We start from the raw sequence: 24,519 nt of genomic DNA, 5'->3' as shown, positions 1-24,519 counted from the left end.
GGCCCGTGGCGTCGGATGACGTCCACGGGCCCGGCGGCACGTTTCTGCACTAGGGGGTGCGGAGGAGTCAGTTCTCCTCGTGGGCGACCGCGCGGCGCGCGTCCGCGTCGAGCACGCCCCAGCTGATCAGCTGCTCGGTCAGGACCGAGGGGGACTGGTCGTAGATGACGGCCAGGGTGCGCAGGTCGTCCTGGCGGATCGACAGCACCTTGCCGTTGTAGTCGCCGCGCTGCGACTGGATCGTCGCCGCGTAGCGCTGGAGCGGGCCGGCCTTCTCCTGCGGGACGTGGGCCAGGCGCTCCAGGTCCAGGACCAGCTTCGGCGGGGGCTCGGCGGCGCCGCCGGGGGTCGTACCGGGCAGGAGCTCCTGCACCGGCACGCCGTAGAAGTCCGCCAGCTCGGCCAGACGCTGAACGGTCACGGCGCGGTCGCCGCGCTCGTACGAGCCGACCACCACGGCCTTCCAGCGGCCCTGGGACTTCTCCTCCACGCCGTGGAGGGACAGGCCCTGCTGGGTGCGGATGGCGCGGAGTTTGGCCCCGAGCTGCTTTGCGTATTCGCTGGACATAACGCTCCCGGACGCTGTGACGACATGCGGCTGCGCCGCGCGGCTGGTAACTCACTGTGAGGTTACGCAGCGTTACTCTTTCCCGTCAAGCCGAAAGCGGCTCGCCACCCCCTCCCGGGGGACGGTCCGCCGCAGGTCGGAGCGGGGGAGGGGTGCCCCCGGGAAAGCCGGCGCGAGCACCCCTGCTAAAGTGGACGGCGTACATCCGACGTCCTTTAAAGACCGTCCAGTGAGGCGGAGAAGGAGGTCCTTTCTTCATGGACACGCAAGAGCACACCGATGAGGCGCGGCCGGTTCTCGAGGCCCCCGACATCGCCCGGGTCCTGACCCGGATCGCCCACGAGATCGTCGAGCGCGCCAAGGGCGCGGACGACGTGGTCCTCCTCGGCATTCCCACCCGCGGCGTCTTCCTCGCCCGTCGGCTGGCCGAGAAGCTCGAATCGATCACCGGTGCCAAGGTCCCGGTCGGTTCCCTCGACATCACCATGTACCGCGACGACCTCCGGATGAAGCCGGCGCGCGCCATCGGCCGCACCGAGATCCCCGGGGAAGGCGTCGACGGCCGCCTCGTCGTCCTCGTCGACGACGTCCTCTTCTCGGGGCGCACCATCCGCGCCGCCCTCGACGCCCTCGGAGACATCGGCCGCCCCCGGGCGGTCCAGCTCGCCGTCCTCGTCGACCGGGGCCACCGCGAGCTCCCGATCCGCGCCGACTACGTCGGCAAGAACCTCCCCACGTCGCTGCGGGAGACCGTCAAGGTCCAGCTCGCCGAGGAGGACGGTCGCGACACCGTCCTGCTCGGCGGCAAGTCCGCCTCCTAGCCGGACCGGCCACCCCGCGGGGCCCGGGCACCCTCCCGCGCCCCCGCATGCCCTGATGCCTCCCCACCCCGGAGAGAAACCCCGATGATGCGTCACCTCATCTCGGCCGCCGACCTCACCCGCGACGACGCCGTCCTGATCCTCGACACCGCCGAGGAGATGGCCCGGGTGGCCGACCGGCCCATCAAGAAGCTGCCGACCCTCCGCGGCCGGACCATCTGCAACCTCTTCTTCGAGGACTCCACCCGCACCCGGATCTCCTTCGAGGCCGCCGAGAAGCGCCTCTCCGCCGACGTCATCAACTTCGCGGCCAAGGGCTCCAGCGTCTCCAAGGGCGAGTCGCTGAAGGACACCGCGCAGACCCTGGAGGCGATGGGCGTCGACGCCGTCGTCATCCGGCACGGCGCCTCCGGCGCCCCCTTCCGGCTCGCCACCTCCGGCTGGATCGACGCCCCCGTCATCAACGCGGGCGACGGCACCCACCAGCACCCCACCCAGGCCCTCCTGGACGCCTTCACCATGCGCCGCCGCCTGGTCGGCCGCGACGCCGGTCTCGGCAAGGACCTGGAAGGCCGGCGGATCACGCTCGTCGGCGACGTCCTGCACAGCCGGGTCGCCCGCTCCAACGTCGACCTGCTGCACACCCTCGGCGCCGAGGTCACCCTGGTGGCCCCGCCCACCCTCGTCCCCGTCGGCGTCGAGACCTGGCCCTGCGAGGTCTCCTACGACCTCGACAGCGTGCTGCCGAAGTCCGACGCGGTGATGATGCTGCGTGTGCAGCGCGAGCGGATGAACGCCGCCTTCTTCCCGACCGAGCGCGAGTACTCGCGCCGCTACGGGCTGGACGGCGAGCGGATGGCGAGGATGCCCGAGCACGCCATCGTCATGCACCCCGGCCCCATGGTCCGCGGCATGGAGATCACCGCCGAGGTCGCCGACTCCGACCGCTGCACGGTCGTCGAGCAGGTCGCCAACGGCGTCTCCGTCCGGATGGCCGTCCTCTACCTGCTGCTCGGCGGCTCCGAGCCCGCCGCCGCCCCCACCGCCACCCGTACCGAGGAGAGCAAGTAAAGATGAGCAAGATCCTTATCCGTGGTGCGAAGGTGCTGGGCGGCGAGCCGCAGGACGTCCTCCTCGACGGCGAGACCATCGCCGAGGTCGGCACCGGCCTGTCGGCCGAGGGCGCGACCGTGATCGAGGCGGACGGCCGGATCCTCCTCCCCGGCCTCGTCGACCTCCACACCCACCTGCGCGAGCCCGGCCGCGAGGACTCCGAGACCGTCCTCACCGGCACCCGCGCCGCCGCCTCCGGCGGCTACACCGCGGTCTTCGCCATGGCCAACACCCACCCCGTCGCCGACACCGCCGGCGTCGTCGAGCAGGTGTACCGGCTCGGCAAGGAGGCCGGCTACTGCGACGTGCAGCCGATCGGCGCCGTCACCGTCGGCCTGGAGGGCAGGAAGCTCGCCGAGCTCGGCGCCATGCACGACTCCGCCGCCGGCGTCACCGTCTTCTCCGACGACGGCAAGTGCGTCGACGACGCCGTGATCATGCGCCGCGCCCTGGAGTACGTGAAGGCCTTCGGCGGCGTCGTCGCCCAGCACGCCCAGGAGCCCCGCCTCACCGAGGGCGCCCAGATGAACGAGGGCATCGTCTCCGCCGAGCTCGGCCTGGGCGGCTGGCCGGCCGTCGCCGAGGAGTCGATCATCGCCCGCGACGTCCTCCTCGCCGAGCACGTCGGCTCCCGCGTCCACATCTGCCACCTCTCCACCGCCGGCTCCGTCGAGATCGTCCGCTGGGCCAAGTCCCGCGGCATCGACGTCACCGCCGAGGTCACCCCGCACCACCTCCTCCTCACGGACGAGCTGGTCCGCACGTACGACCCGGTCTACAAGGTCAACCCGCCGCTGCGCACCGAGCGCGACGTGCTGGCCCTGCGCGAGGCGCTGGCCGACGGCACCATCGACATCGTCGCCACCGACCACGCCCCGCACCCGCACGAGGACAAGGACTGCGAGTGGGCCGCCGCCGCCATGGGCATGGTCGGCCTGGAGACCGCGCTCTCCGTGGTCCAGCAGACGATGGTGGAGACCGGCCTCCTCGACTGGGCCGGCGTCGCCGACCGGATGTCCGCCGCCCCGGCCCGCATCGGCCGCGCCACCGGCCACGGACGGCCCGTCTCGGCTGGTGAGCCCGCGAACCTGGTCCTGGTCGATCCGGCTTACCGTGGGACCGTGGACCCCGCGGACTTCGCCTCCCGCAGCCGCAACACCCCCTACGAGGGCCGCGAGCTGCCGGGTCGCGTCACCCACACCTTCCTGCGGGGCCGGGCAACGGTCATGGACGGGAAGTTGGCGTGACACACCACATCGCAAGCGCGGCCCTCGCCGCGGAGCAGAAGTCGGCCGAGGTGACCGACTGGGCCGGCCGGATCGGCTGGGTCGTCGGACTCCTGCTCTTCGTCGCCTTCGTCTACTGGCTCATGCGCCAGGGCTGGAAGTGGCGCGGCAGCCTCCAGTCGGACCTCCCCGAGCTCCCCGAGGTGCCGCAGGCGCCCGGTGAGGCCAAGCTGACGATGGACGGCCGCTACCACGGCTCCACCACCGCCGGGCAGTGGCTCGACCGGATCGTCGCCCACGGCCTCGGCACCCGCAGCCGCGCCGAGCTCACGCTCACCGACGCCGGGATCTCGGTCGTCCGCCCCGGGGCGAACGACTTCCTGATCCCCGCCGCCGCCCTGCGCGAGGCCCGCCTCGACAAGGGCATCGCCGGCAAGGTCCTCGCCGAGGGCGGGCTCCTGATCGTCACCTGGGAGCACGGCTCCACCCTCCTCGACTCCGGTTTCCGCTCCGACCGGGCCGCCGGGCACACGGCCTGGGTCGAGGCCATCAACTCCATGATCGACACTCCGATGATCGACACGACGGAAGGCATCGCACGATGACGACCTCCACAAGGGGAGCCCAGGCTCCCGCCGTACTCGTCCTGGAGGACGGCCGCACCTTCCGCGGCCGCGCCTACGGGGCCGTGGGGGAGACCTTCGGCGAGGCCGTGTTCTCCACCGGCATGACCGGCTACCAGGAGACCCTGACCGACCCGTCGTACGACCGCCAGATCGTGGTCGCCACCGCCCCCCAGATCGGCAACACCGGCTGGAACGACGAGGACGACGAGTCGAGCCGCATCTGGGTCTCCGGCTACGTGGTCCGCGACCCCGCCCGCATCCCGTCGAACTGGCGCGCCAAGCGCAGCCTCGACGACGAGCTGGTCGCCCAGGGCGTCGTCGGCATCTCCGGCATCGACACCCGCGCCCTCACCCGCCACCTGCGCGAGCGCGGCTCCATGCGCGCCGGCGTCTTCTCCGGCGAGGCCCTGGCCCCCGAGGCCGAGCTGCTCGCCCGGGTGCAGGCCCAGCCCCAGATGAAGGGCGCCAGCCTCTACGAGGAGGTCGCCACCAAGGAGCCGTACGTCGTCCCCGCGATCGGCGAGAAGAAGTTCACCGTCGCCGCGATCGACCTCGGCATCAAGGGCATGACCCCGCGCCGGATGGCCGAGCGCGGCATCGAGGTCCACGTGCTGCCCGCCACCGCCTCGGTCGAGGACGTGTACGCGGTCGCCCCCGACGGCGTCTTCTTCTCCAACGGCCCGGGCGACCCGGCCACCGCCGACGGCCCGGTCGCGCTGATGACCGCCGTCCTGGAGCGGAAGACCCCGCTCTTCGGCATCTGCTTCGGCAACCAGATCCTCGGCCGCGCGCTCGGCTTCGGCACCTACAAGCTGAAGTACGGCCACCGGGGCATCAACCAGCCCGTCCAGGACCGGACGACCGGCAAGGTCGAGGTCACCGCGCACAACCACGGCTTCGCCGTGGACGCGCCCCTCGACAAGGTCTCCGAGACCCCCTTCGGCCGTACCGAGGTCTCGCACGTCTGCCTGAACGACAACGTCGTGGAGGGCCTCCAGCTGCTCGACCAGCCGGGCTTCTCCGTCCAGTACCACCCCGAGGCGGCCGCGGGCCCGCACGACGCCGCGTACCTCTTCGACCGCTTCGTGACCCTCATGGAGGCCGAGCGTGCCTAAGCGCACCGATATCCAGTCCGTCCTGGTCATCGGCTCCGGCCCGATCGTCATCGGCCAGGCCGCCGAGTTCGACTACTCCGGCACCCAGGCCTGCCGCGTCCTCAAGGCCGAGGGCCTGCGGGTGATCCTGGTCAACTCCAACCCGGCCACGATCATGACCGACCCGGAGATCGCCGACGCCACCTACGTCGAGCCGATCACCCCCGAGTTCGTCGAGAAGATCATCGCCAAGGAGCGCCCCGACGCCCTCCTGCCCACCCTCGGCGGCCAGACCGCGCTCAACACCGCGATCTCCATGCACGAGCAGGGCGTCCTGGAGAAGTACGGCGTCGAGCTCATCGGAGCCAACGTCGAGGCCATCCACAAGGGCGAGGACCGCGACCTCTTCAAGGGCGTCGTCGAGGCCGTCAAGGCCAAGATCGGATACGGCGAGTCCGCCCGCTCCGTCATCTGCCACTCCATGGAGGACGTCCTCCAGGGCGTCGAGACGCTCGGCGGCTACCCCGTCGTCGTCCGCCCCTCCTTCACCATGGGCGGCGCCGGCTCCGGCTTCGCCCACGACGAGGACGAGCTGCGCCGCATCGCCGGCCAGGGCCTCACGCTCTCCCCGACCACCGAGGTGCTCCTGGAGGAGTCCATCCTCGGCTGGAAGGAGTACGAGCTGGAGCTCATGCGCGACAAGGCCGACAACGTCGTGGTCGTCTGCTCCATCGAGAACTTCGACCCGATGGGCGTCCACACCGGCGACTCGATCACCGTCGCCCCGGCGATGACGCTCACCGACCGCGAGTACCAGCGGCTCCGCGACATCGGCATCGCGATCATCCGCGAGGTCGGCGTCGACACCGGCGGCTGCAACATCCAGTTCGCGATCGACCCGGTCGACGGCCGGATCATCGTCATCGAGATGAACCCCCGCGTCTCCCGCTCCTCGGCCCTCGCCTCCAAGGCCACCGGCTTCCCGATCGCCAAGATCGCCGCCCGGCTCGCCGTCGGCTACACCCTGGACGAGATCCCGAACGACATCACGGAGAAGACCCCGGCGTCCTTCGAGCCCACGCTCGACTACGTCGTCGTCAAGGCCCCGCGCTTCGCCTTCGAGAAGTTCCCCTCGGCCGACTCCACGCTGACCACGACCATGAAGTCGGTCGGCGAGGCCATGGCCATCGGCCGGAACTTCCCCGAGGCCCTCCAGAAGGCCCTGCGCTCCCTGGAGAAGAAGGGCTCGCAGTTCGCCTTCACCGGCGAGCCCGGCGACAAGACCGAGCTGCTGCGCGAGGCGGTCCGCCCGACCGACGGCCGCATCAACACCGTCATGCAGGCGATCCGCGCCGGCGCCACCCCGGAGGAGGTCTTCGACGCCACGAAGATCGACCCGTGGTTCGTCGACCAGCTCTTCCTGATCAAGGAGCTCGCCGACGAGCTCGCCGGCGCCGAGAAGCTGGAGCCCCAGCTGCTCGCCGAGGCCAAGCGCCACGGCTTCTCCGACGCCCAGATCGCCGAGATCCGCGGCCTGCGCGAGGACGTCGTCCGCGAGGTCCGGCACGCCCTCGGCGTCCGCCCGGTCTACAAGACGGTCGACACCTGCGCCGCCGAGTTCGCCGCCAAGACGCCGTACTTCTACTCCTCCTACGACGAGGAGTCCGAGGTCGCGCCGCGCGAGAAGCCCGCCGTGATCATCCTCGGCTCCGGCCCGAACCGCATCGGCCAGGGCATCGAGTTCGACTACTCCTGCGTCCACGCCTCCTTCGCCCTGAGCGACGCCGGCTACGAGACCGTGATGGTCAACTGCAACCCGGAGACCGTCTCCACCGACTACGACACCTCCGACCGGCTCTACTTCGAGCCGCTCACCCTGGAGGACGTCCTGGAGATCGTCCACGCCGAGTCCCTCGCGGGCCCGATCGCCGGCGTGGTCGTCCAGCTCGGCGGCCAGACCCCGCTCGGCCTCTCCCAGGCCCTCAAGGACAACGGCGTGCCGGTCGTCGGCACCTCCCCGGAGGCCATCCACGCCGCCGAGGACCGCGGCGCCTTCGGCCGTGTCCTGGAGGAGGCCGGCCTGCCGGCCCCCAAGCACGGCACCGCCACCACCTTCGCCGGCGCCAAGAAGATCGCCGACGAGATCGGCTACCCGGTCCTGGTCCGCCCCTCGTACGTGCTCGGCGGCCGCGGCATGGAGATCGTCTACGACGAGGCGCGCCTGGAGGCGTACATCGCCGAGTCCACCGAGATCAGCCCCACCCGGCCGGTCCTGGTCGACCGCTTCCTCGACGACGCCATCGAGATCGACGTCGACGCCCTCTACGACGGCGAGGAGCTCTACCTCGGCGGCGTCATGGAGCACATCGAGGAGGCCGGCATCCACTCCGGCGACTCGGCCTGCGCCCTGCCCCCGATCACGCTGGGCGGCTTCGACATCAAGCGCCTGCGCGCCTCCACCGAGGCCATCGCCAAGGGCGTCGGCGTCCGCGGCCTGATCAACATCCAGTTCGCCATGGCCGGTGACATCCTCTACGTCCTGGAGGCCAACCCGCGCGCCTCCCGGACCGTGCCCTTCACCTCCAAGGCCACCGCCGTGCCGCTCGCCAAGGCCGCCGCCCGCATCTCGCTGGGCGCCACCATCGCCGAGCTGCGCGCCGAGGGCATGCTGCCGAAGACCGGCGACGGCGGCACCCTGCCGCTCGACGCGCCGATCTCCGTCAAGGAGGCCGTGATGCCGTGGAGCCGCTTCCGCGACGTGCACGGCCGCGGCGTGGACACCGTCCTCGGCCCGGAGATGCGCTCCACCGGCGAGGTCATGGGCATCGACGCCGTCTTCGGCACCGCCTACGCCAAGTCGCAGGCCGGCGCCTACGGCCCGCTGCCCACCAAGGGCCGCGCCTTCATCTCGGTCGCCAACCGCGACAAGCGCTCGATGATCTTCCCGGCGCGCGAGCTGGTCGCCCACGGCTTCGAGCTGCTCGCCACCTCCGGCACCGCCGAGGTCCTCAAGCGCAACGGCATCAACGCCACCGTCGTGCGCAAGCTCAGCGAGGGCGAGGGCCCGAACGGCGAGAAGACGATCGTCCAGCTCATCCACGACGGCCAGGTCGACCTGATCGTCAACACCCCGTACGGCACCGGCGGCCGCCTCGACGGCTACGAGATCCGCACGGCCGCGGTGTCCCGCGGCGTCCCCTGCCTCACCACGGTCCAGGCGCTCGCCGCGGCCGTCCAGGGCATCGACGCCCTCAACCACGGCGACGTAGGCGTCCGTTCCCTCCAGGAACACGCCGAACACCTGATCGCGGCCCGCGACTAGCTGCCACCGAGGGGGACACCGGAAACGGTGTCCCCCTCTTCATGAGGACACCACCATGTACAAGTTCTTCTTCCAGCTCGTCTTCAAGCGCATGGACCCCGAGAAGGCCCACTACCTCGCCTTCCGCTGGATCCGGCTGGCCGCCCGCACCCCGGTCCTGCGGACCTTCGTCGCCGCCGTCCTCGCCCCCCGCCGCAAGGAGCTGCGCACCGAGGCCCTGGGCCTGCGCATGCACGGCCCCTTCGGCCTCGCCGCCGGCTTCGACAAGAACGCCGTCGCCATCGACGGCATGGCCATGCTCGGCTTCGACCACGTCGAGATCGGCACCGTCACCGGCGAGGCCCAGCCCGGCAACCCCAAGAAGCGGCTCTTCCGCCTCGTCCCGGACCGGGCCCTGATCAACCGCATGGGCTTCAACAACGAGGGCTCCGCCGCCGTCGCCGCCCGCCTGCGCGCGCGCGTGCCGGTCTTCAGGACCGTCGTCGGCGTCAACATCGGCAAGACCAAGGTCGTCGAGGAGGCCGACGCGGCCGCCGACTACGTGAAGTCCACCGAGCGGCTCGCCGCCCACGCCGACTACCTCGTCGTCAACGTCTCCTCTCCGAACACCCCCGGCCTGCGCAACCTCCAGGCCACCGAGTCGCTCCGCCCGCTGCTCACCGCCGTCCGCGAGGCCGCCGACCGCACGGTCACCGACCGCCGCGTCCCGCTCCTGGTGAAGATCGCCCCCGACCTCGCCGACGAGGACGTGGACGCCGTCGCCGACCTCGCCGTCGAGCTCGGCCTGGACGGCATCATCGCCACCAACACCACCATCGCCCGCGAGGGCCTCGGCCTGAGCTCCGCCCCGGCCCTCGTGCAGGAGACCGGCGGCCTCTCCGGCGCCCCGCTCAAGGAGCGCTCCCTGGAGGTCCTGAGCCGCCTGTACGCGCGCGTGGGCGACCGGATCGTCCTGGTGGGCGTCGGCGGCATCGAGAACGCCGAGGACGCCTGGCGGCGGATCCTCGCCGGCGCGACCCTGATCCAGGGCTACAGCGCCTTCATCTACGAGGGCCCGTTCTACGCCCGCGCGATCCACGAGGGCCTCGCCGCGCGCCTCGCGGCCTCCCCGTACGCCACCCTCGCCGAGGCCGTCGGCGCCGACCACCGAAAGGCCGCCCAGTGACCCTCTCCTTCGGCACCCGCCTGCGCTCCGCCATGGACGAGCGCGGACCCCTCTGCGTCGGCGTCGACCCGCACGCCTCCCTGCTGGACTCCTGGGGCCTCGGCGACGACGTCGCGGGCCTGGAGCGCTTCACGTACACCGTGGTCGAGGCGCTGGCGGAGACCGTCGCCGTCTTCAAGCCGCAGGCCGCCTTCTTCGAGCGCTTCGGCTCGCGGGGCATCGCCGTCCTGGAGCGCGCCACCGCCGATCTGCGGGCCGCCGGCGGCCTGGTCGTCATGGACGCCAAGCGCGGCGACATCGGCTCCACCATGGCCGCCTACGCGGAGACGTTCCTGCGGAAGGACTCCCCGCTCTTCTCCGACGCGCTCACGGTCTCCCCGTACCTCGGCTACGGCTCCCTGAAGCCGGCCGTCGACCTGGCCCGCGAGTCCGGCGCCGGCCTCTTCGTCCTCGCGCTCACCTCCAACCCGGAGGGCGCCGAGGTCCAGCGGGCGGTGCGGGAGGACGGGCGGACGATCGGCGCGACCATGCTCGCCCACCTCGCCGAGGAGAACGCGGGGGAGACCCCCATGGGCTCCTTCGGCGCGGTCGTCGGCGCCACCCTCGGCGACCTCTCCTCCTTCGACCTCGACATCAACGGCCCGCTGCTCGCCCCGGGCATCGGCGCCCAGGGCGCGACCCCGGCCGACCTCCCGGTCGTCTTCGGCGACGCGGTCCGCAACGTGGTCCCGAACGTGAGCCGCGGCGTGCTCCGCGCCGGACCGGACGTGTCCGCCCTGCGGGACGCGGCGACGCGCTACGCGGACGAGATCCGGGCCGCCGTCGCCGGCTGACCCCCGCCGAGCCCCCTCCGGTCATCCCCGCAGGTGGGAGCGGACGGCGGCGCCGGGCCGCGCCCCGTCGTCGCACTTGACGAAATCTTGGCAGAAATCAGGGTCGATATGCCGGAAAAGTCCCGGTCGACAGAGGCTGACCAGGACTTTTCCGCTGTTCTCGCTGACTGGAGCGGCCATGGCCGCTAGTCTCCGGGGCAGAGCAGGCGTCCGACGACCACGTCGTCGGGCGTTGCTCCACTGGTGTGGGTCGACCAGGTCCCTCACCGGTCCGTATCCGACAGATCGACATCCGAGGTGACGTAGGCGTGGCTCTTCCGCCCCTTACCCCTGAACAGCGCGCAGCCGCGCTCGAGAAGGCCGCCGCGGCTCGCCGGGAGCGGGCCGAGGTCAAGAATCGACTCAAGCACTCCGGGGCCTCCCTCCACGAGGTCATCAAGCAGGGCCAGGAGAACGACGTCATCGGCAAGATGAAGGTCTCCGCCCTGCTCGAGTCCCTGCCCGGCGTCGGCAAGGTCCGTGCCAAGCAGATCATGGAGCGGCTCGGCATCTCCGAGAGCCGCCGCGTCCGCGGTCTCGGCTCCAACCAGATCGCCTCCCTGGAGCGCGAGTTCGGCGGCGCGGGCGCCTGACCGGCGCCCCGGCCGGTACCCGATCCGGGACACGCGTCCCGGGCACCCCGGCGATACTGGAATAATCGCTGCATGGCAGCAGAGGTACGTCCGCGGCTGACCGTGCTCTCCGGCCCCTCAGGGGTCGGCAAGAGCACGGTCGTCGCTCATATGCGCAAGGTCCACCCCGAGGTCTGGCTCTCGGTGTCGGCCACGACACGAAAGCCCCGCCCCGGCGAGAAGCACGGCGTCCAGTACTTCTTCGTCACGGACGACGAGTTCGACAAGCTGATCGCCAACGGTGAGCTCCTCGAGTGGGCCGAGTTCGCGGGCAACCGCTACGGCACGCCCCGCAGCGCGGTCGTCGACCGCCTGGAGTCCGGCGAGCCCGTCCTCCTGGAGATCGAACTCCAGGGCGCGCGGCAGGTGAAGGAGTCCATGGCCGACTCCCAGCTGGTCTTCCTGGCCCCGCCGAGCTGGGAGGAGCTGGTCCGCCGGCTCACCGGCCGCGGCACCGAGTCGCCGGAGGTCATCGAGCGGCGCCTGGAGGCCGCCAAGGTCGAGCTCGCCGCCGAGTCGGAGTTCGACACCACGCTCGTCAACACCTCCGTCGAGGACGTCGCACGCGAGCTGCTAACGTTGATGCACGTAGTCTGATCTTTTATCCATCTTCGGAAGGTAGAGCGTGTCCTCTTCCATCACCGCGCCCGAGGGCATCATCAACCCGCCGATCGACGAGCTGCTCGAGGCCACGGACTCGAAGTACAGCCTCGTGATCTACGCGGCCAAGCGCGCGCGTCAGATCAACGCGTACTACTCGCAGCTCGGTGAGGGCCTGCTGGAGTACGTGGGTCCCCTCGTCGACACCCACGTCCACGAGAAGCCGCTCTCGATCGCCCTGCGCGAGATCAACGCGGGTCTGCTGACCTCCGAGGCCGTCGAGGGCCCCGTCCAGTAAGCGTTGCGTTCGTCACTCCAGGCCCGGCGGTCCTTCCGCCGGGCCTGTGGTGTCTCATGGAGTCGTACGTCATCCGAGAGCGCGCACCCGCGTGGGGAGAGGCAGCCGTGACCAAGCCGAAGGTCGTCCTGGGCGTGAGCGGCGGGATCGCCGCCTACAAGGCGTGCGAGCTGCTGCGCCGGCTCACCGAGTCGGGCCACGACGTCCGCGTCGTCCCCACCGACTCCGCCCTCCACTTCGTCGGCGCCGCCACCTGGTCCGCCCTCTCCGGCAACCCCGTCTCCACCGAGGTCTGGGAGACCGTCCACGAGGTGCCGCACGTCCGCATCGGCCAGGGCGCCGACCTCGTCGTCGTCGCCCCCGCCACCGCCGACATGCTCGCCAAGGCCGCCCACGGCCTCGCCGACGACCTCCTCACCAACACGCTGCTCACCGCGCGCTGTCCGGTCGTCTTCGCCCCCGCCATGCACACCGAGATGTGGGAGCACCCGGCCACCCAGGAGAACGTGGCCACGCTCCGCCGCCGCGGCGCCGTCGTCATCGAGCCCGCCGTCGGCCGCCTCACCGGGGTCGACACCGGCAAGGGCCGCCTCCCCGACCCCGGCGAGATCTTCGAGGTCTGCCGGCGGATCCTCGCCCGCGGCGTCACCGCCCCCGACCTCGCCGGCCGGCACGTCGTGGTCAGCGCCGGCGGCACCCGCGAGCCCCTCGACCCGGTCCGCTACCTGGGCAACCGCTCCTCCGGCAAGCAGGGCTACGCCCTCGCCAAGGCCGCCGCCGCCCGGGGCGCCCGGGTCACCCTCGTCGAGGCCAACACCGGCCTGCCCGACCCGGCCGGCGTCGACGTCGTCCACACCGGCACCGCCGTCCAGCTCCGCGAGGCGGTCCTCAAGGCCGCCGCCGACGCCGACGCGGTCGTCATGGCCGCCGCCGTCGCCGACTTCCGCCCGGCCGTCTACGCCACCGGAAAGATCAAGAAGACGGACGACGGGGGAGCGCCCACCATCGAGCTGGTCCGCAACCCCGACATCCTCGCCGAGCTCTCCGCCGACCGCGCCCTGGCCGGCCAGGTCGTCGTCGGCTTCGCCGCCGAGACCGACGACGTGCTCGCCAACGGCCGCGCCAAGCTCGCCCGCAAGGGCTGCGACCTCCTCGTCGTGAACGAGGTCGGCGAGCGCAAGACCTTCGGCTCGGAGGAGAACGAGGCCGTGGTCCTCGCCGCCGACGGGACCGAGACCCCGGTTCCGTACGGTCCGAAGGAAGCCCTCGCCGAGACCGTCTGGGACCTGGTCCTGCCCCGCCTGCGGGAGCCCTCGGCCTGAGTCGGGGGCGGCCCGGATACGCGAAACGCCGGGGCGCGAGTGATCTGCGCCCCACGGAACGAGTTGCTCCGGCCCGGCCTGGAGCCGGTTCGCCCGACCTGATCACATTCGTCAGGCGAGACACCTGGTCCATCTGGCGACCCGGCCCGATAGACTGTCGGTGGAACGTCGCGGGGCGCAGCCCCCTGCCGGTCCGCGAAGAGATAGCCAGCAGCCGCTGCAACCCCAGGGAGCGTTGTGTCCCGTCGTCTGTTCACCTCGGAATCCGTCACCGAGGGACACCCCGACAAGATCGCTGACCAGATCAGCGACACCATCCTCGACGCGCTGCTCCGGGAGGACCCCACCTCCCGCGTCGCCGTGGAGACGCTGATCACCACCGGCCTCGTGCACGTCGCCGGCGAAGTGACCACCAAGGCGTGGGCCGACATCCCCACCCTGGTCCGCAACAAGATCCTCGAGATCGGGTACGACTCCTCGAAGAAGGGCTTCGACGGCGCCTCCTGCGGCGTGTCGGTGTCCATCGGGTCGCAGTCCCCGGACATCGCACAGGGCGTGGACACGGCGTACGAGAAGCGTGTCGAGGGCGACGAGGACGAGCTGGACAAGCAGGGCGCCGGCGACCAGGGCCTGATGTTCGGCTACGCCTCGGACGAGACTCCCGAGCTCATGCCGCTGCCGATCCACCTGGCGCACCGGCTCTCCCGCCGCCTCACCGAGGTCCGCAAGAACGGCACCATCCCGTACCTGCGCCCCGACGGCAAGACCCAGGTCACCATCGAGTACGACGGCGACAAGGCCGTCCGCCTCGACACGGTGGTCGTCTCCTCGCAGCACGCGTCGGACATCGACCTCGAGTCGCTGCTCTCGCCCGACATCCGCGAGTTCGTCGTCGAGCACGTCCTGAAGGAGCTCCTCGAGGACGGCATCAAGCTGGACACCGACGGCTACCGCCTGCTGGTCAACCCGACCGGACGCTTCGAGATCGGCGGCCCGATGGGCGACGCCGGCCTCACCGGTCGCAAGATCATCATCGACACCTACGGCGGCATGGCCCGCCACGGCGGCGGCGCCTTCTCCGGCAAGGACCCGTCGAAGGTCGACCGCTCGGCCGCCTACGCCATGCGCTGGGTCGCCAAGAACGTCGTCGCCGCGGGCCTCGCCTCCCGCTGCGAGGTCCAGGTCGCCTACGCCATCGGCAAGGCCGAGCCCGTCGGCCTCTTCGTCGAGACCTTCGGCACCAACGCCGTCGAGACCGAGCGGATCGAGAACGCCATCGGCGAGGTCTTCGACCTCCGCCCGGCCGCGATCATCCGCGACCTCGACCTGCTCCGCCCGATCTACTCCCAGACCGCCGCCTACGGCCACTTCGGCCGCGAGCTGCCGGACTTCACCTGGGAGCGCACCGACCGCGTCGACGCCCTGAAGAAGGCCGCCGGCCTGTAAGGCGCCCCCGCACCACCGTCGAAGCCCGGCACCCCACCACGGGGTGCCGGGCTTCGGCCGTCCGTCCGCTGTCCGAGCCGTCTGGTAGGTATGGGGCTGTGAGCAGCGAGAAGGATCACGAGGAGAGCACCGAGGGGCCCGAGCAGCTCGCGCTCATTCGGGAGACCGTGCGGAAGGCGAAGGTGCCGCGGGCGAAGCCGCGGACGTGGCGGGACGCCGCGCTCGCCAAGGAGCTGCCGGTGGCCCGGGTGGTGGTGAACAAGGGGGCGCTCCACCTCGACCAGTTCTTCGACTACGCCGTGCCCGAGGAACTCGACGAGGTCGCGCGCCCGGGCGTCCGGGTGCGGGTGCGGTTCGGGGCGGGATCCGGGCAGGTGCGGGGCGGGCGGCGCGAGGGCGGACGGCTCATCGACGGGTTCCTCGTCGAGCGGCGGGCCGCCTCCGACTACTCCGGGCCGCTGGCCGCGCTCGCCGACGTGGTCTCGCCCGAGCCCGTCCTCGGCCCCGAGCTGCTCGGCCTCGCGCGGGCCGTCGCCGACCGGTACGCGGGAAGCCTCGCCGACGTGCTCCAGCTCGCGGTGCCGCCGCGCAGCGCCGCCGCCGAGCGGCGTCCCTCGCCCGCGCCGCTGCCCCCGCCCCCGCCGCCGGAGCCCGGCACCTGGGGGCGGTACGAGCAGGGGCCGGCGTTCCTGGAGTCGCTGGCCCGCGGCGGGACGCCCCGGGCGGTCTGGACGGCGCTGCCGGGGCCGCACTGGGCCGAGGAGATCGCCCGGGCCGTCGCCGCCACGCTCGCCTCCGGGCGCGGGGCGCTCGTCGTCGTCCCCGACGGGCGTGCCGTCGGCCGCGTCGACGCGGCCCTGACCGCCCTCCTGGGGGAGGGGCGGCACGCGGTGCTCACCGCCGAGGCCGGGCCCGAGAAGCGGTACGGGCAGTGGCTCGCGGTGCGGCGCGGCTCCGTCCGGGCCGTCGTCGGCACCCGCGCCGCCATGTTCGCGCCGGTCCAGGACCTGGGCCTCGCCGTCCTCTGGGACGACGGCGACGGCAGCCACAGCGACCCGCACGCCCCCCAGCCGCACGCCCGCGAGGTGCTGCTGCTGCGCGCCGCCCACGACCGGTGCGCCTTCCTCCTCGGCGCCACCGGCTGCACCGTGGAGGCCGCGCAGCTCGTCGAGTCCGGCTGGGCCCGGCCGCTCGCCGCGAGCCGCGAGGAGGTCCGCTCGGCCGCGCCCCGGGTGCGTACCGTCGGCGACGACCTCCTCGCCCGGGACGGGGCCGCGCGGGCCGCCCGGCTGCCCTCGCTCGCCTGGGAGACGCTTCGGGACGGGCTGCGCGCCGGACCGGTCCTCGTCCAGGTGCCCCGGCGGGGGTACGTGCCCAGGCTCGCCTGCCAGCAGTGCCGGACGCCCGCCCGCTGCCGGCACTGCTCCGGCCCGCTGGAGGCCCCCGACCAGCGTGAGCTGCACTGCGGCTGGTGCGGGCGCGAGGCGCCCGCCTGGCACTGCGAGGCGTGCGGCTCCACCCGGCTGCGCGCCCAGGTCGTCGGTGCCCGCAGGACGGCGGAGGAGCTGGGCCGGGCCTTCCCCGCCGTGCCGGTACGGACCTCCGGCCGCGATCACGTCCTGGACCGGGTGCCGGACCGTCCCGCGCTCGTGGTCTCCACCCCCGGCGCCGAACCGGTCGCCGACGGCGGGTACGCGGCGGCGCTGCTGCTCGACGGCTGGGCCCTGCTGGGCCGCCCCGACCTGCGGGCCGGCGAGGAGGCGCTGCGCCGCTGGATGGACGCGGCCTCGCTGGTCAGGGGCCAGGCGGAGGGCGGCACCGTGGTGGTGGTCGCCGAGCCGACGCTCCGGCCGGTGCAGGCCCTGGTCCGCTGGGACCCGGTGGGGCACGCCCAGCGGGAGCTCGCCGAACGCGCCGAGCTGGGCTTTCCGCCGGTCTCCCGGATGGCCGCGGTGAGCGGGCCGCCCGAGTCGGTGGAGACCTTCCTCGCGGGCGCCGCGCTGCCCATGGACGCGGAGATCCTCGGGCCGGTGCCCCTGCCGGTGGTCCGCCCGGGAGCCGCTCGCCGGCCCGGCGACCCGCCGCCCGGCGAGCAGTGGGACCGGGCGCTCGTCCGGGTCCCGCCGGGCAGCGGCGCGGCCCTCGCCCAGGCGCTCAAGCACGCCCGGGCGAGCCGTCAGGCGCGCGGCACCGGGGACCCCGTCCGGATCAGGGTGGACCCGCCGGACATCGGCTGACGGAGCGGACACGACGACGGCCGCCGCCCCCTCGGGCCAGGGGGTGGCGGCCGGTCGTCGGTTCCGCGCGGTCAGCCGTTGCGCGGGCTGGGGAAGGCGGGGGAGCGGGGCTCCTCGCGGAGGGTGGCGCTGCCCGAGGTCGGCTGCGGCGGCATCGAGCGCGCGGCGGGCACCGACGGGAGCGTGCGGGTCACGCCCGGCTCGGCGCCGTGTTGTTCCGGCTCCACCGAGGGCTGCTGGGGCGCCCGGCGGGCGCCGTAGCGGCGGTGGACGGCCTGCTTGGTGACACCGAGCGCGGAACCGACCGCGTCCCAGGAGAACCCGAGGGAGCGGTCGAACTCGACGGCCGCGGTCACCAGGGTCTCGACGCTGTCGCGGAGCTCCTGGGCGAGCCGCACGGTGGGGGCGGGGGCGCGGCCGTAGACGACGAAGCCCGTGGACGGGCCGGAGCGGCGAGGGCGGTAGACATTGCCCAGCTGGGCCGTGAGCGTGCGCAGTGCGTCCACCTGCCGCCGGACCCGCTCGATGTCCCGCACCAACAGGTGCAGACTCGCCCGGGCTTGGGCGTCGTGGGTTGCGTGGTCGGCCATGTGAAAGCCTCTCGAACCGGCGATGGAAGGGCGGGCCGCAGGGGGAACGACGGCCCGATTCGGTCAATCTCTCTTGACCAACGCGCCACCGGGAGTTGGGTCACGCTGCGGGGGCGTACACGCATATGCGTGGGGCGCTCGCCGCCGCGTACGCCCCCTCCCGAACGGCCTAGACTGGTGTGTCGCTCGCAACGCCCCCGGACAGACAGGCAGCCGCCACCCATGAAGCTGGTCTTCGCAGGCACCCCCGAGGTCGCCGTTCCCGCCCTGGACGCCCTGCTCGCCTCCGGCCGGCACGAGGTCGCGGCCGTGGTCACCCGTCCGGACGCGCCCGCGGGCCGGGGCCGGCGGCTGGTCGCCAGTCCGGTCGCGCAGCGGGCCGAGGAGGAGGGCATCGAGATCCTGCGGCCGGCCCATCCCCGCGACGAGGACTTCCTCGCCCGGCTGCGCGAGATCGCCCCGGACTGCTGCCCGGTCGTCGCCTACGGCGCGCTGCTGCCGCAGAAGGCCCTCGACATCCCGGCGCACGGCTGGGTCAACCTGCACTTCTCCCTCCTGCCGGCCTGGCGCGGCGCCGCCCCGGTCCAGCACGCGGTGATGGCGGGCGACGAGGTGACCGGCGCCAGCACCTTCCAGATCGAGAAGGGCCTCGACTCCGGGCCGGTCTACGGCGTGATCACTGAGGAGATCCGCCCCACCGACACCAGCGGCGACCTGCTCACCCGGCTGGCCTTCGCGGGGGCGGGGCTGCTCTCGGCGACCATGGACGGCATCGAGGACGGCACCCTCAAGGCCGTGCCGCAGCCCGCCGACGGCATCACGCTGGCCCCGAAGATCGAGGTCGAGGACGCCCACGTCGACTTCGCCGTGCCGGCCCTCCGCGTCGACCGCGTCGTCCGGGGCTGCACCCCCGCCCCCGGCGCCTGGACCCTCTTCCGCGGCGAGCGCCTCAAGCTGATCCACGCGACGCCCGTCCCCGACCGCACCGACCTCGCCCCCGGCGAGCTGGCGGCCGGCAAGAACAACGTCTACGCGGGCACCGGCTCGTACGCCGTCGAACTCCTCTGGGTCCAGCCCCAGGGCAAGAAGCCCATGAAGGCCGCCGACTGGGCCCGCGGCGTCCGCATCGCCCCGGGGGAGCGGCTGGGGGCGTAGCCCCTCCGCCGCCCGCGCCGGGGACGGGCGCCCGCCGCCGGCCGTCCCTCGGCCGGCGGCCTCCGCGTCGAGCACCGCGTCGAGTTCCTCCGGATCCCCCCACCGGTGCCAGAGCGCCCCGGCCCGGTCGGAGCCGTCCGGGCCGGGGCGCGGCACGACCGGCCCCGCCGGGGGCGACCGGCTCCCGGGCCCGCGGGATCCCCGCGCCCCGCCGGCGACGTAGGCTGGGTGGGTTCGACCCCTTCATTTCGTCACGCGGAGCACCTTTGAGCGAGCAGGCACGTCGCCGTCCCCCCCAGCCCCACCGCCGGCCCAAGAAGGATCCCGTGCGGATGCTCGCCTTCGAGGTGCTCCGGGCGGTCGACGAGCGGGACGCGTACGCCAACCTCGTGCTGCCCCCGCTGCTGCGCAAGGCGCGGGAGAAGGAGGGCTTCGAGGCCCGGGACGCGGCCCTCGCGACCGAGCTCGTCTACGGGACCCTGCGGCGCCAGGGCACGTACGACGCGATCATCTCGGCCTGCGTCGACCGGCCGCTGCGCGAGGTCGACCCGCCGGTGCTGGACGTGCTGTCGCTCGGCGCGCACCAGCTGCTCGGGACCCGGATCCCGCCGCACGCCGCCGTCTCCGCCACCGTCGAGCTGGCCCGCGTGGTCCTCGGCGACGGGCGGGCCAAGTTCGTCAACGCCGTGCTGCGGAAGATCGCGCGGCAGGACCTCGACGGCTGGCTGGCCGAGGTCGCCCCGCCGTACGAGAAGGACGCCGAGGACCACCTCGCCGTCATGCACTCCCACCCGCGCTGGGTGGTCTCCGCGCTCTGGGACGCGCTCGGCGGCGGCCGGGCCGGCATCGAGGCGCTCCTGGAGGCCGACAACGACCGGCCCGAGGTCACCCTGGTCGCCCGGCCCGGCCGTGCCACCGTCGCGGAGCTGGCCGACGCCGCCGAGACCGAGCCGGGCCGCTGGTCCCCGTACGCCCTGCGGCTGACCGAGGGCGGCGAGCCCGGCGCCATCGAGGCCGTGCGGGAGGGCCGGGCCGGCGTCCAGGACGAGGGCAGCCAGCTCGTCGCGATCGCGCTGGCCAACGTGCCGCTCGAAGGCCCCGACACCCGCTGGCTCGACGGCTGCGCGGGTCCCGGCGGCAAGGCGGCCCTGCTCGCCGCGCTCGCCGCCGAGCGCGGCGCCGCCCTGCTCGCCTCCGAGAAGCAGCCGCACCGCGCCCGGCTCGTCGAGCGCGCGCTGGCCGGCAACCCCGGCCCGTACCAGGTCATCGCCGCCGACGGCACCCGCCCGCCGTGGCGCGAGGGCTCCTTCGACCGCGTCCTGGTCGACGTGCCCTGCTCCGGGCTCGGCGCCCTCCGACGCCGCCCCGAGGCCCGCTGGCGCCGCCGTCCCGAGGACCTCGACGGCTTCGGCCCGCTCCAGCGGGGGCTGCTCACCGAGGCGCTCAAGGCCGTCCGCGTCGGCGGCGTCGTCGGGTACGCGACCTGCTCGCCGCACCTCGCCGAGACCCGGGTCGTCGTCGACGACGTCCTCAAGAAGCTCGGCGGCGGCGAGCTCGTCGACGCCCGGCCGTTCTTCCCCGGAGTCGACCGGCTCGGGGACGGCCCCGACGTCCAGCTGTGGCCACATCTGCACGGTACGGACGCCATGTACCTGGCGCTGATCCGCCGGACGGCCTGACGTTTTCCACTGGTCCGTACCAGTACGTCCGGTGCCGGAGCGCCCGTGCGCCGATTCGCGGCAAAGAAGTCCCCAAGAACGTGGCAGGCTTGGCACATGGCGCAGATCAATCCCAGCATCCTCTCCGCAGACTTCGCCCGCCTCGCGGACGAGGCCAAGGCCGTCGACGGGGCCGACTGGCTGCACGTCGACGTCATGGACAACCACTTCGTGCCCAACCTGACGCTGGGCGTGCCGATCGTCGAGTCGCTCAGCCGCGCGACCGGCACCCCCCTCGACTGCCATCTGATGATCGAGGACCCGGACCGCTGGGCGCCGCAGTACGTGGAGGCGGGCGCGGGTTCGGTCACCTTCCACGTCGAGGCCGCCGCCGCCCCGGTCCGGCTCGCCCGGGAGATCCGCGCCAAGGGCGCCAGGGCCTCCATGGCGCTCAAGCCGGCCACCCCCATCGAGCCCTTCGAGGACCTGCTCCCCGAGCTCGACATGCTCCTCATCATGACCGTCGAGCCCGGCTTCGGCGGCCAGGCCTTCCTCGACATCATGCTGCCCAAGATCCGCCGCACCCGTGAGCTGATCGCCAAGCACGGCCTGGAGATGTGGCTCCAGGTCGACGGCGGCGTCTCCGAGGCCACCATCGAGCGCTGCGCCGAGGCGGGCGCCGACGTCTTCGTGGCGGGCTCGGCGGTCTACGGCGCGGCCGACCCGGCCGCCGCGGTGGCCGCGCTGCGGGCCAGGGCGGACGCCGCCACGGCCGGTGCCGCGTGGGCGTGTGGCCACTGAGCCTCCGGCCGGTGAACGCGGTCCGACGGGCCGCCGACAGGACTGATCAAGGCTCGCCGTTTCTGACAGGATGAACAGCGGGTCCAGAGTGTGAACGAACACGGGCCGTGGACAGCGGTGCGCGAACAGCAGTGAGGAGATCGCGGTGGCGGGAATGTCGGCGGGACGGTCGGCCCTGCGGATGGGCCCCGCGGAGCTGGTGCAGGCGGCTGCCATGGCGCGCCGCTTCTACCTGGAGGGGAAGTCCAAGATCCAGATCGCCGAGGAGTTCGGCGTGAGCCGCTTCAAGGTGGCCCGGGTCCTGGAGACCGCTCTGGAGCGGGATCTCGTACGCATCGAGATCCGGGTACCGGCCGAGCTGGACGCCGAACGCTCCGACGCGCTGCGCGCCCGCTACGGGCTCCGCCACGCCGTCGTCGTCGAGTCCCCGGCGGAGGACGACGAGTCGCCCGACCCGGAGAACCTCGGAGAGGTCGCCGCCGACCTCCTCGGCGAGCTGGTCACCGAGGGCGACGTCCTCGGCCTGGCCTGGGGCCGCTCGACCATCCACATGGCGGCCGCCCTCGACCGGCTGCCCCCGTGCACGGTCGTCCAGCTCACCGGCGTGTACGACGCCGGGACCGCCGAGCGCGGCTCGGTGGAGGCGGTGCGGCGCGCCGCCCAGGTCTCCGGCGGCGAGGCCCACCCCATCTACGCGCCCATGCTGCTGCCCGACCCGGCCACCGCGGCCGCGCTGCGCAACCAGACCGGGATCGCCCGCGCCTTCGAGTACTTCGACAAGGTCACCGTCGCCTGCGTCTCCATCGGCTCCTGGGAGCCGGGCATCTCCACCGTCCACGACATGCTCTCCGAGGAGGAGCGCGCCCACTACGCGTCCCTGGGCGTGGCCGCCGAGATGTCCGCGCACCTCTTCGACGCCGAGGGCCGCCGGGTCGGCCGCGACCTGGGCGAGCGGTGCATCACCGTCGAGGCGGACCGGCTGCGCCGGATCCCCGAGGTCGTCGCCATCGCGGGCGGCCAGCGCAAGGCGGCGGCGATCGGCGCGGTGCTCCGCTCCGGTCTCGTCACCAGCCTCGTCACCGACCGCTCGGCCGCCGACTACCTGCTCACCGAGTTCAGCCCGGGCACGCGCCCGGCCCTCGACCGCAAGGACCCGGACACGGGCACCGAAGGCCGCTGACCTTCACCGGAGGGCGTCGACCGCGGGCACGGTCGGCGCCCTCCGGCGTACCCCGGGCCGTTCCGGGCCGACGCGGGACGGCGCGGGACCCGCCCGCGCGGAGCCGGGCCGACGCGGGCGCGTCCCCGGGCGTCCAGGGGCGGGCGGTGACAGCATCGGGGCATGATCGCTCGCTGTCTGCGGCTGGGGCTCGCCGTCCTGGCCGGGCTGTCCCTGCTCCTCACCGGCTGCTCCGCCGGGACGGCCCCGTCCACCGCCACCGCGGCCCCGTCCCGTACCGCCGCGACGGCCGCCCCCGCCCCCTCCGTCGCCCCCACCGCGCCCCCTTCGCGCGCCTCCGGCCTGCCGACCGTCCGCGAGGCGGAGCTGCCCCCCGAGGCGCGCCGGACCCTCGCGCTGATCCGGGCGGGCGGCCCCTTCCCGTACGCCAAGGACGGAAGCGTCTTCTCCAACTTCGAGCGGATCCTGCCGCCGAGGAAGCGCGGCTACTACCACGAGTACACCGTCCGGACCCCCGGCGAACGCGACCGGGGCGCCCGCCGCGTCGTCACCGGCACGGAGGGGGAGCGGTACTACACCGACGACCACTACGAGAGTTTCCGGGAGGTGGTCGGCGATGCGGCTGGATGACCCCGTCGTCCTCGATCTGCGCGGCGTGACCGACAAGGCGGGCTTCATGGGCCGCTGCGCGGACGTCCTCGGCCTGCCGGACTGGTTCGGCCGCAACTGGGACGCCCTCGCCGAGAGCCTCGGCGAGCTGCCCCGGCCGGCCGCCGTCGTCGTGACCCACTGGCAGGGGTACGCACGGAGGGCCCCGCGCGACTGGGACCTCGCGCAGGAGGTCTTCGCCACCGCCGTCGAGGAGTCCCGTGGGCGGCTCTCGGTGCTGATCGCCCTGGGCCGGGAGGGATCGGAGCGGGCGGGGCGGGCGGAGCGGGGGGAAGGCGGGGACGGCTGAGCCGTGGCGCCGCCCCCCCCGCGTACACCGTGGGGAGTACGGCGTACGCCGGGGGAGTACGCGCGGATGTCGGCGGACGGGGGACGCCCGCGGGGCGGCGGATTCCTAGCGTGAGGGGCGTCGGGCGGATGGGCCGCCCGTCACACCAGGAGGCTCCCCGTGCAGACCCCCGCCCCGCCCCCTTCCGTCCTTCCCACCGTCCTTCCCGCCGCCCGGGCCGTCGTCGCCGGGGTGGGTGCCGCCGTGGCCGCGATCGCCGCCGCGGACCTGCTGAACCCGCGGTACAGCCCGGTCACGGAGGTGGTCAGCCGGTACGTCAACGGCACCGCGGGCTGGCTGGTCACCACGGCGCTGCTGCTGGTCGCCGGGGCCTCCGGGCTCCTCCTGGTCCTGCTGAGGCGGGCCGGGGCGCCGCGGGCGGGCCGCCGGGCGCTGGGGGTGTGGACCGTGGGCGTCCTGGTCGCCGGGGTGTTCCCCGCCGACCCGCCCGGGCAGTGGGGCCGGCCCTCCACCTCGGACCTCGTCCACGGCACGGCCGCCACCCCCGCCTTCCTCGCCCTGCCCCTGGCCGCGCTGGCGCTGCACCGGTGGCTGGCCCGGCGCGTGCCGCGCGGCGCCAAGGCGCTGCGGGCCGTGCTCGTCGCCAGCCTCGTCTCCACCGGCGTGATGCTGGTCTGCCTGGTCGACGTGATGGACGGTCCCTCGCTGGGCACCGCCGCCGTGCCGACCCTGGTCGGGCTGGCCGAGCGGATCGCGCTCGGCACCGCCCTGCTCTGGGTGGCGCTGGCCGCCGTCGCCGCCGCGCGCCCGGCGGACCGCGCGTGAGGCCCGAACG

Annotated in this window: 23 protein-coding genes; 21 read left to right on the top strand and 2 right to left on the bottom strand. The window is 73.3% G+C overall.

Going from position 1 to position 24,519, the window contains the following annotated elements:
• Positions 1-67: 67 nt before the first annotated feature.
• Positions 68-568 carry a transcriptional regulator BldD gene (bldD, locus tag ACFQ8C_RS21050; protein ID WP_015032294.1) on the bottom strand — a complete coding sequence of 167 codons (501 nt, stop codon included), beginning with the start codon at positions 566-568 and terminating at the stop codon, positions 68-70.
• 257 nt (positions 569-825) lie between these two features.
• Between bldD and pyrR the strand changes: the two genes are divergently transcribed.
• The 14 genes from pyrR (at position 826) to ACFQ8C_RS20980 (ending at position 17,342) form a co-directional block, all read left to right on the top strand.
• Complete coding sequence (gene pyrR / locus ACFQ8C_RS21045) at positions 826-1,389, top strand: bifunctional pyr operon transcriptional regulator/uracil phosphoribosyltransferase PyrR (RefSeq protein WP_383459631.1); 564 nt, start codon at positions 826-828, stop codon at positions 1,387-1,389.
• Between the two features lie 84 nt (positions 1,390-1,473).
• Positions 1,474-2,460 carry an aspartate carbamoyltransferase catalytic subunit gene (locus ACFQ8C_RS21040; protein WP_383459628.1) on the top strand — a complete coding sequence of 329 codons (987 nt, stop codon included), beginning with the start codon at positions 1,474-1,476 and terminating at the stop codon, positions 2,458-2,460.
• A 2-nt stretch (positions 2,461-2,462) separates the two neighbouring features.
• On the top strand, positions 2,463-3,749 hold the full coding sequence (locus ACFQ8C_RS21035; RefSeq protein WP_383459625.1) for a dihydroorotase: 1,287 nt from the start codon (positions 2,463-2,465) through the stop codon (positions 3,747-3,749).
• On the top strand, positions 3,746-4,333 hold the full coding sequence (locus tag ACFQ8C_RS21030; RefSeq protein ID WP_383459622.1) for a hypothetical protein: 588 nt from the start codon (positions 3,746-3,748) through the stop codon (positions 4,331-4,333). The genes ACFQ8C_RS21035 and ACFQ8C_RS21030 overlap by 4 nt, the downstream gene beginning before the upstream one ends.
• Positions 4,330-5,469 (top strand): glutamine-hydrolyzing carbamoyl-phosphate synthase small subunit, encoded by a 1,140-nt coding sequence (gene carA / locus ACFQ8C_RS21025; protein WP_383459619.1) that lies wholly within the window; start codon positions 4,330-4,332, stop codon positions 5,467-5,469. The genes ACFQ8C_RS21030 and carA overlap by 4 nt, the downstream gene beginning before the upstream one ends.
• The gene (gene carB, locus ACFQ8C_RS21020) at positions 5,462-8,770 is read left to right on the top strand and encodes a carbamoyl-phosphate synthase large subunit (protein WP_383459616.1); all 3,309 of its coding nucleotides are present in this window, start codon (positions 5,462-5,464) and stop codon (positions 8,768-8,770) included. Before carA ends, carB begins: the two co-directional genes overlap by 8 nt.
• 55 nt (positions 8,771-8,825) lie before the next feature.
• Positions 8,826-9,935, top strand: a complete 1,110-nt coding sequence (locus ACFQ8C_RS21015; protein WP_383459613.1) for a quinone-dependent dihydroorotate dehydrogenase — start codon at positions 8,826-8,828, stop codon at positions 9,933-9,935.
• Entirely contained in the window at positions 9,932-10,768 is an 837-nt protein-coding gene (pyrF, locus tag ACFQ8C_RS21010; protein ID WP_383459610.1) for an orotidine-5'-phosphate decarboxylase, read from the top strand. Before ACFQ8C_RS21015 ends, pyrF begins: the two co-directional genes overlap by 4 nt.
• A gap of 308 nt (positions 10,769-11,076) precedes the next feature.
• A complete protein-coding gene (locus ACFQ8C_RS21005; RefSeq protein WP_030493613.1) occupies positions 11,077-11,400 on the top strand; it encodes an integration host factor in 324 nt (107 codons plus the stop codon).
• A 72-nt stretch (positions 11,401-11,472) separates the two neighbouring features.
• Positions 11,473-12,036, top strand: coding sequence for a guanylate kinase (gene gmk, locus ACFQ8C_RS21000; RefSeq protein WP_383459607.1), 564 nt, complete (start codon positions 11,473-11,475; stop codon positions 12,034-12,036).
• A 28-nt stretch (positions 12,037-12,064) separates the two neighbouring features.
• Complete coding sequence (gene rpoZ / locus ACFQ8C_RS20995) at positions 12,065-12,337, top strand: DNA-directed RNA polymerase subunit omega (protein ID WP_030493615.1); 273 nt, start codon at positions 12,065-12,067, stop codon at positions 12,335-12,337.
• A gap of 56 nt (positions 12,338-12,393) precedes the next feature.
• The gene (gene coaBC / locus ACFQ8C_RS20990; RefSeq protein ID WP_383459604.1) at positions 12,394-13,659 is read left to right on the top strand and encodes a bifunctional phosphopantothenoylcysteine decarboxylase/phosphopantothenate--cysteine ligase CoaBC; all 1,266 of its coding nucleotides are present in this window, start codon (positions 12,394-12,396) and stop codon (positions 13,657-13,659) included.
• Between the two features lie 237 nt (positions 13,660-13,896).
• Positions 13,897-15,105, top strand: a complete 1,209-nt coding sequence (gene metK / locus ACFQ8C_RS20985; RefSeq protein ID WP_383459602.1) for a methionine adenosyltransferase — start codon at positions 13,897-13,899, stop codon at positions 15,103-15,105.
• Between the two features lie 98 nt (positions 15,106-15,203).
• A complete protein-coding gene (locus tag ACFQ8C_RS20980; protein ID WP_383459599.1) occupies positions 15,204-17,342 on the top strand; it encodes a primosomal protein N' in 2,139 nt (712 codons plus the stop codon).
• A 71-nt stretch (positions 17,343-17,413) separates the two neighbouring features.
• On the opposite strand, the gene ACFQ8C_RS20975 is transcribed toward ACFQ8C_RS20980, so the two are convergent.
• Positions 17,414-17,932: a hypothetical protein gene (locus tag ACFQ8C_RS20975; RefSeq protein ID WP_383459597.1), complete on the bottom strand. Its 519-nt coding sequence runs from the start codon at positions 17,930-17,932 to the stop codon at positions 17,414-17,416.
• A gap of 222 nt (positions 17,933-18,154) precedes the next feature.
• Here ACFQ8C_RS20975 and fmt point away from each other — a divergent pair, with 222 nt between their 5' ends.
• The 7 genes from fmt (at position 18,155) to ACFQ8C_RS20940 (ending at position 24,509) form a co-directional block, all read left to right on the top strand.
• The gene (gene fmt / locus ACFQ8C_RS20970; protein WP_383459595.1) at positions 18,155-19,087 is read left to right on the top strand and encodes a methionyl-tRNA formyltransferase; all 933 of its coding nucleotides are present in this window, start codon (positions 18,155-18,157) and stop codon (positions 19,085-19,087) included.
• 266 nt (positions 19,088-19,353) lie between these two features.
• A complete protein-coding gene (locus tag ACFQ8C_RS20965) occupies positions 19,354-20,766 on the top strand; it encodes an RsmB/NOP family class I SAM-dependent RNA methyltransferase (protein ID WP_383459592.1) in 1,413 nt (470 codons plus the stop codon).
• A 96-nt stretch (positions 20,767-20,862) separates the two neighbouring features.
• The gene (gene rpe, locus ACFQ8C_RS20960; RefSeq protein WP_383459589.1) at positions 20,863-21,546 is read left to right on the top strand and encodes a ribulose-phosphate 3-epimerase; all 684 of its coding nucleotides are present in this window, start codon (positions 20,863-20,865) and stop codon (positions 21,544-21,546) included.
• A gap of 154 nt (positions 21,547-21,700) precedes the next feature.
• The gene (locus ACFQ8C_RS20955) at positions 21,701-22,726 is read left to right on the top strand and encodes a sugar-binding transcriptional regulator (RefSeq protein WP_383459635.1); all 1,026 of its coding nucleotides are present in this window, start codon (positions 21,701-21,703) and stop codon (positions 22,724-22,726) included.
• A gap of 162 nt (positions 22,727-22,888) precedes the next feature.
• Entirely contained in the window at positions 22,889-23,356 is a 468-nt protein-coding gene (locus tag ACFQ8C_RS20950; protein WP_383459587.1) for a ribonuclease domain-containing protein, read from the top strand.
• Entirely contained in the window at positions 23,343-23,684 is a 342-nt protein-coding gene (locus ACFQ8C_RS20945) for a barstar family protein (protein ID WP_383459585.1), read from the top strand. Before ACFQ8C_RS20950 ends, ACFQ8C_RS20945 begins: the two co-directional genes overlap by 14 nt.
• A gap of 159 nt (positions 23,685-23,843) precedes the next feature.
• Positions 23,844-24,509, top strand: a complete 666-nt coding sequence (locus tag ACFQ8C_RS20940; protein ID WP_383459582.1) for a DUF998 domain-containing protein — start codon at positions 23,844-23,846, stop codon at positions 24,507-24,509.
• The last annotated feature ends 10 nt before the right edge of the window (positions 24,510-24,519 follow it).

The organism is Streptomyces sp. NPDC056503 (assembly GCF_042794995.1).
Classification (GTDB): Bacteria; Actinomycetota; Actinomycetes; order Streptomycetales; family Streptomycetaceae; genus Streptomyces.
The sequence above is the reverse complement of the archived record's forward strand: the minus strand, read 5'-3'. Positions and strand labels throughout refer to the sequence as shown.

Excerpts from the sequence above, each read along its gene's own strand:
- coaBC (WP_383459604.1), top strand. The coding sequence starts at position 12,394 with ATGGAGTCGTACGTCATCCGAGAGCGCGCACCCGCGTGGGGAGAGGCA.
- ACFQ8C_RS20955 (WP_383459635.1), top strand. The coding sequence starts at position 21,701 with ATGTCGGCGGGACGGTCGGCCCTGCGGATGGGCCCCGCGGAGCTGGTG.
- ACFQ8C_RS21015 (WP_383459613.1), top strand. The coding sequence starts at position 8,826 with ATGTACAAGTTCTTCTTCCAGCTCGTCTTCAAGCGCATGGACCCCGAG.
- ACFQ8C_RS20975 (WP_383459597.1), bottom strand. The coding sequence starts at position 17,932 with ATGGCCGACCACGCAACCCACGACGCCCAAGCCCGGGCGAGTCTGCAC.
- pyrR (WP_383459631.1), top strand. The coding sequence starts at position 826 with ATGGACACGCAAGAGCACACCGATGAGGCGCGGCCGGTTCTCGAGGCC.
- carA (WP_383459619.1), top strand. The coding sequence starts at position 4,330 with ATGACGACCTCCACAAGGGGAGCCCAGGCTCCCGCCGTACTCGTCCTG.
- gmk (WP_383459607.1), top strand. The coding sequence starts at position 11,473 with ATGGCAGCAGAGGTACGTCCGCGGCTGACCGTGCTCTCCGGCCCCTCA.
- fmt (WP_383459595.1), top strand. The coding sequence starts at position 18,155 with ATGAAGCTGGTCTTCGCAGGCACCCCCGAGGTCGCCGTTCCCGCCCTG.
- ACFQ8C_RS21040 (WP_383459628.1), top strand. The coding sequence starts at position 1,474 with ATGATGCGTCACCTCATCTCGGCCGCCGACCTCACCCGCGACGACGCC.
- ACFQ8C_RS20945 (WP_383459585.1), top strand. The coding sequence starts at position 23,343 with ATGCGGCTGGATGACCCCGTCGTCCTCGATCTGCGCGGCGTGACCGAC.
- bldD (WP_015032294.1), bottom strand. The coding sequence starts at position 568 with ATGTCCAGCGAATACGCAAAGCAGCTCGGGGCCAAACTCCGCGCCATC.
- ACFQ8C_RS21035 (WP_383459625.1), top strand. The coding sequence starts at position 2,463 with ATGAGCAAGATCCTTATCCGTGGTGCGAAGGTGCTGGGCGGCGAGCCG.
- ACFQ8C_RS20950 (WP_383459587.1), top strand. The coding sequence starts at position 22,889 with ATGATCGCTCGCTGTCTGCGGCTGGGGCTCGCCGTCCTGGCCGGGCTG.
- rpe (WP_383459589.1), top strand. The coding sequence starts at position 20,863 with ATGGCGCAGATCAATCCCAGCATCCTCTCCGCAGACTTCGCCCGCCTC.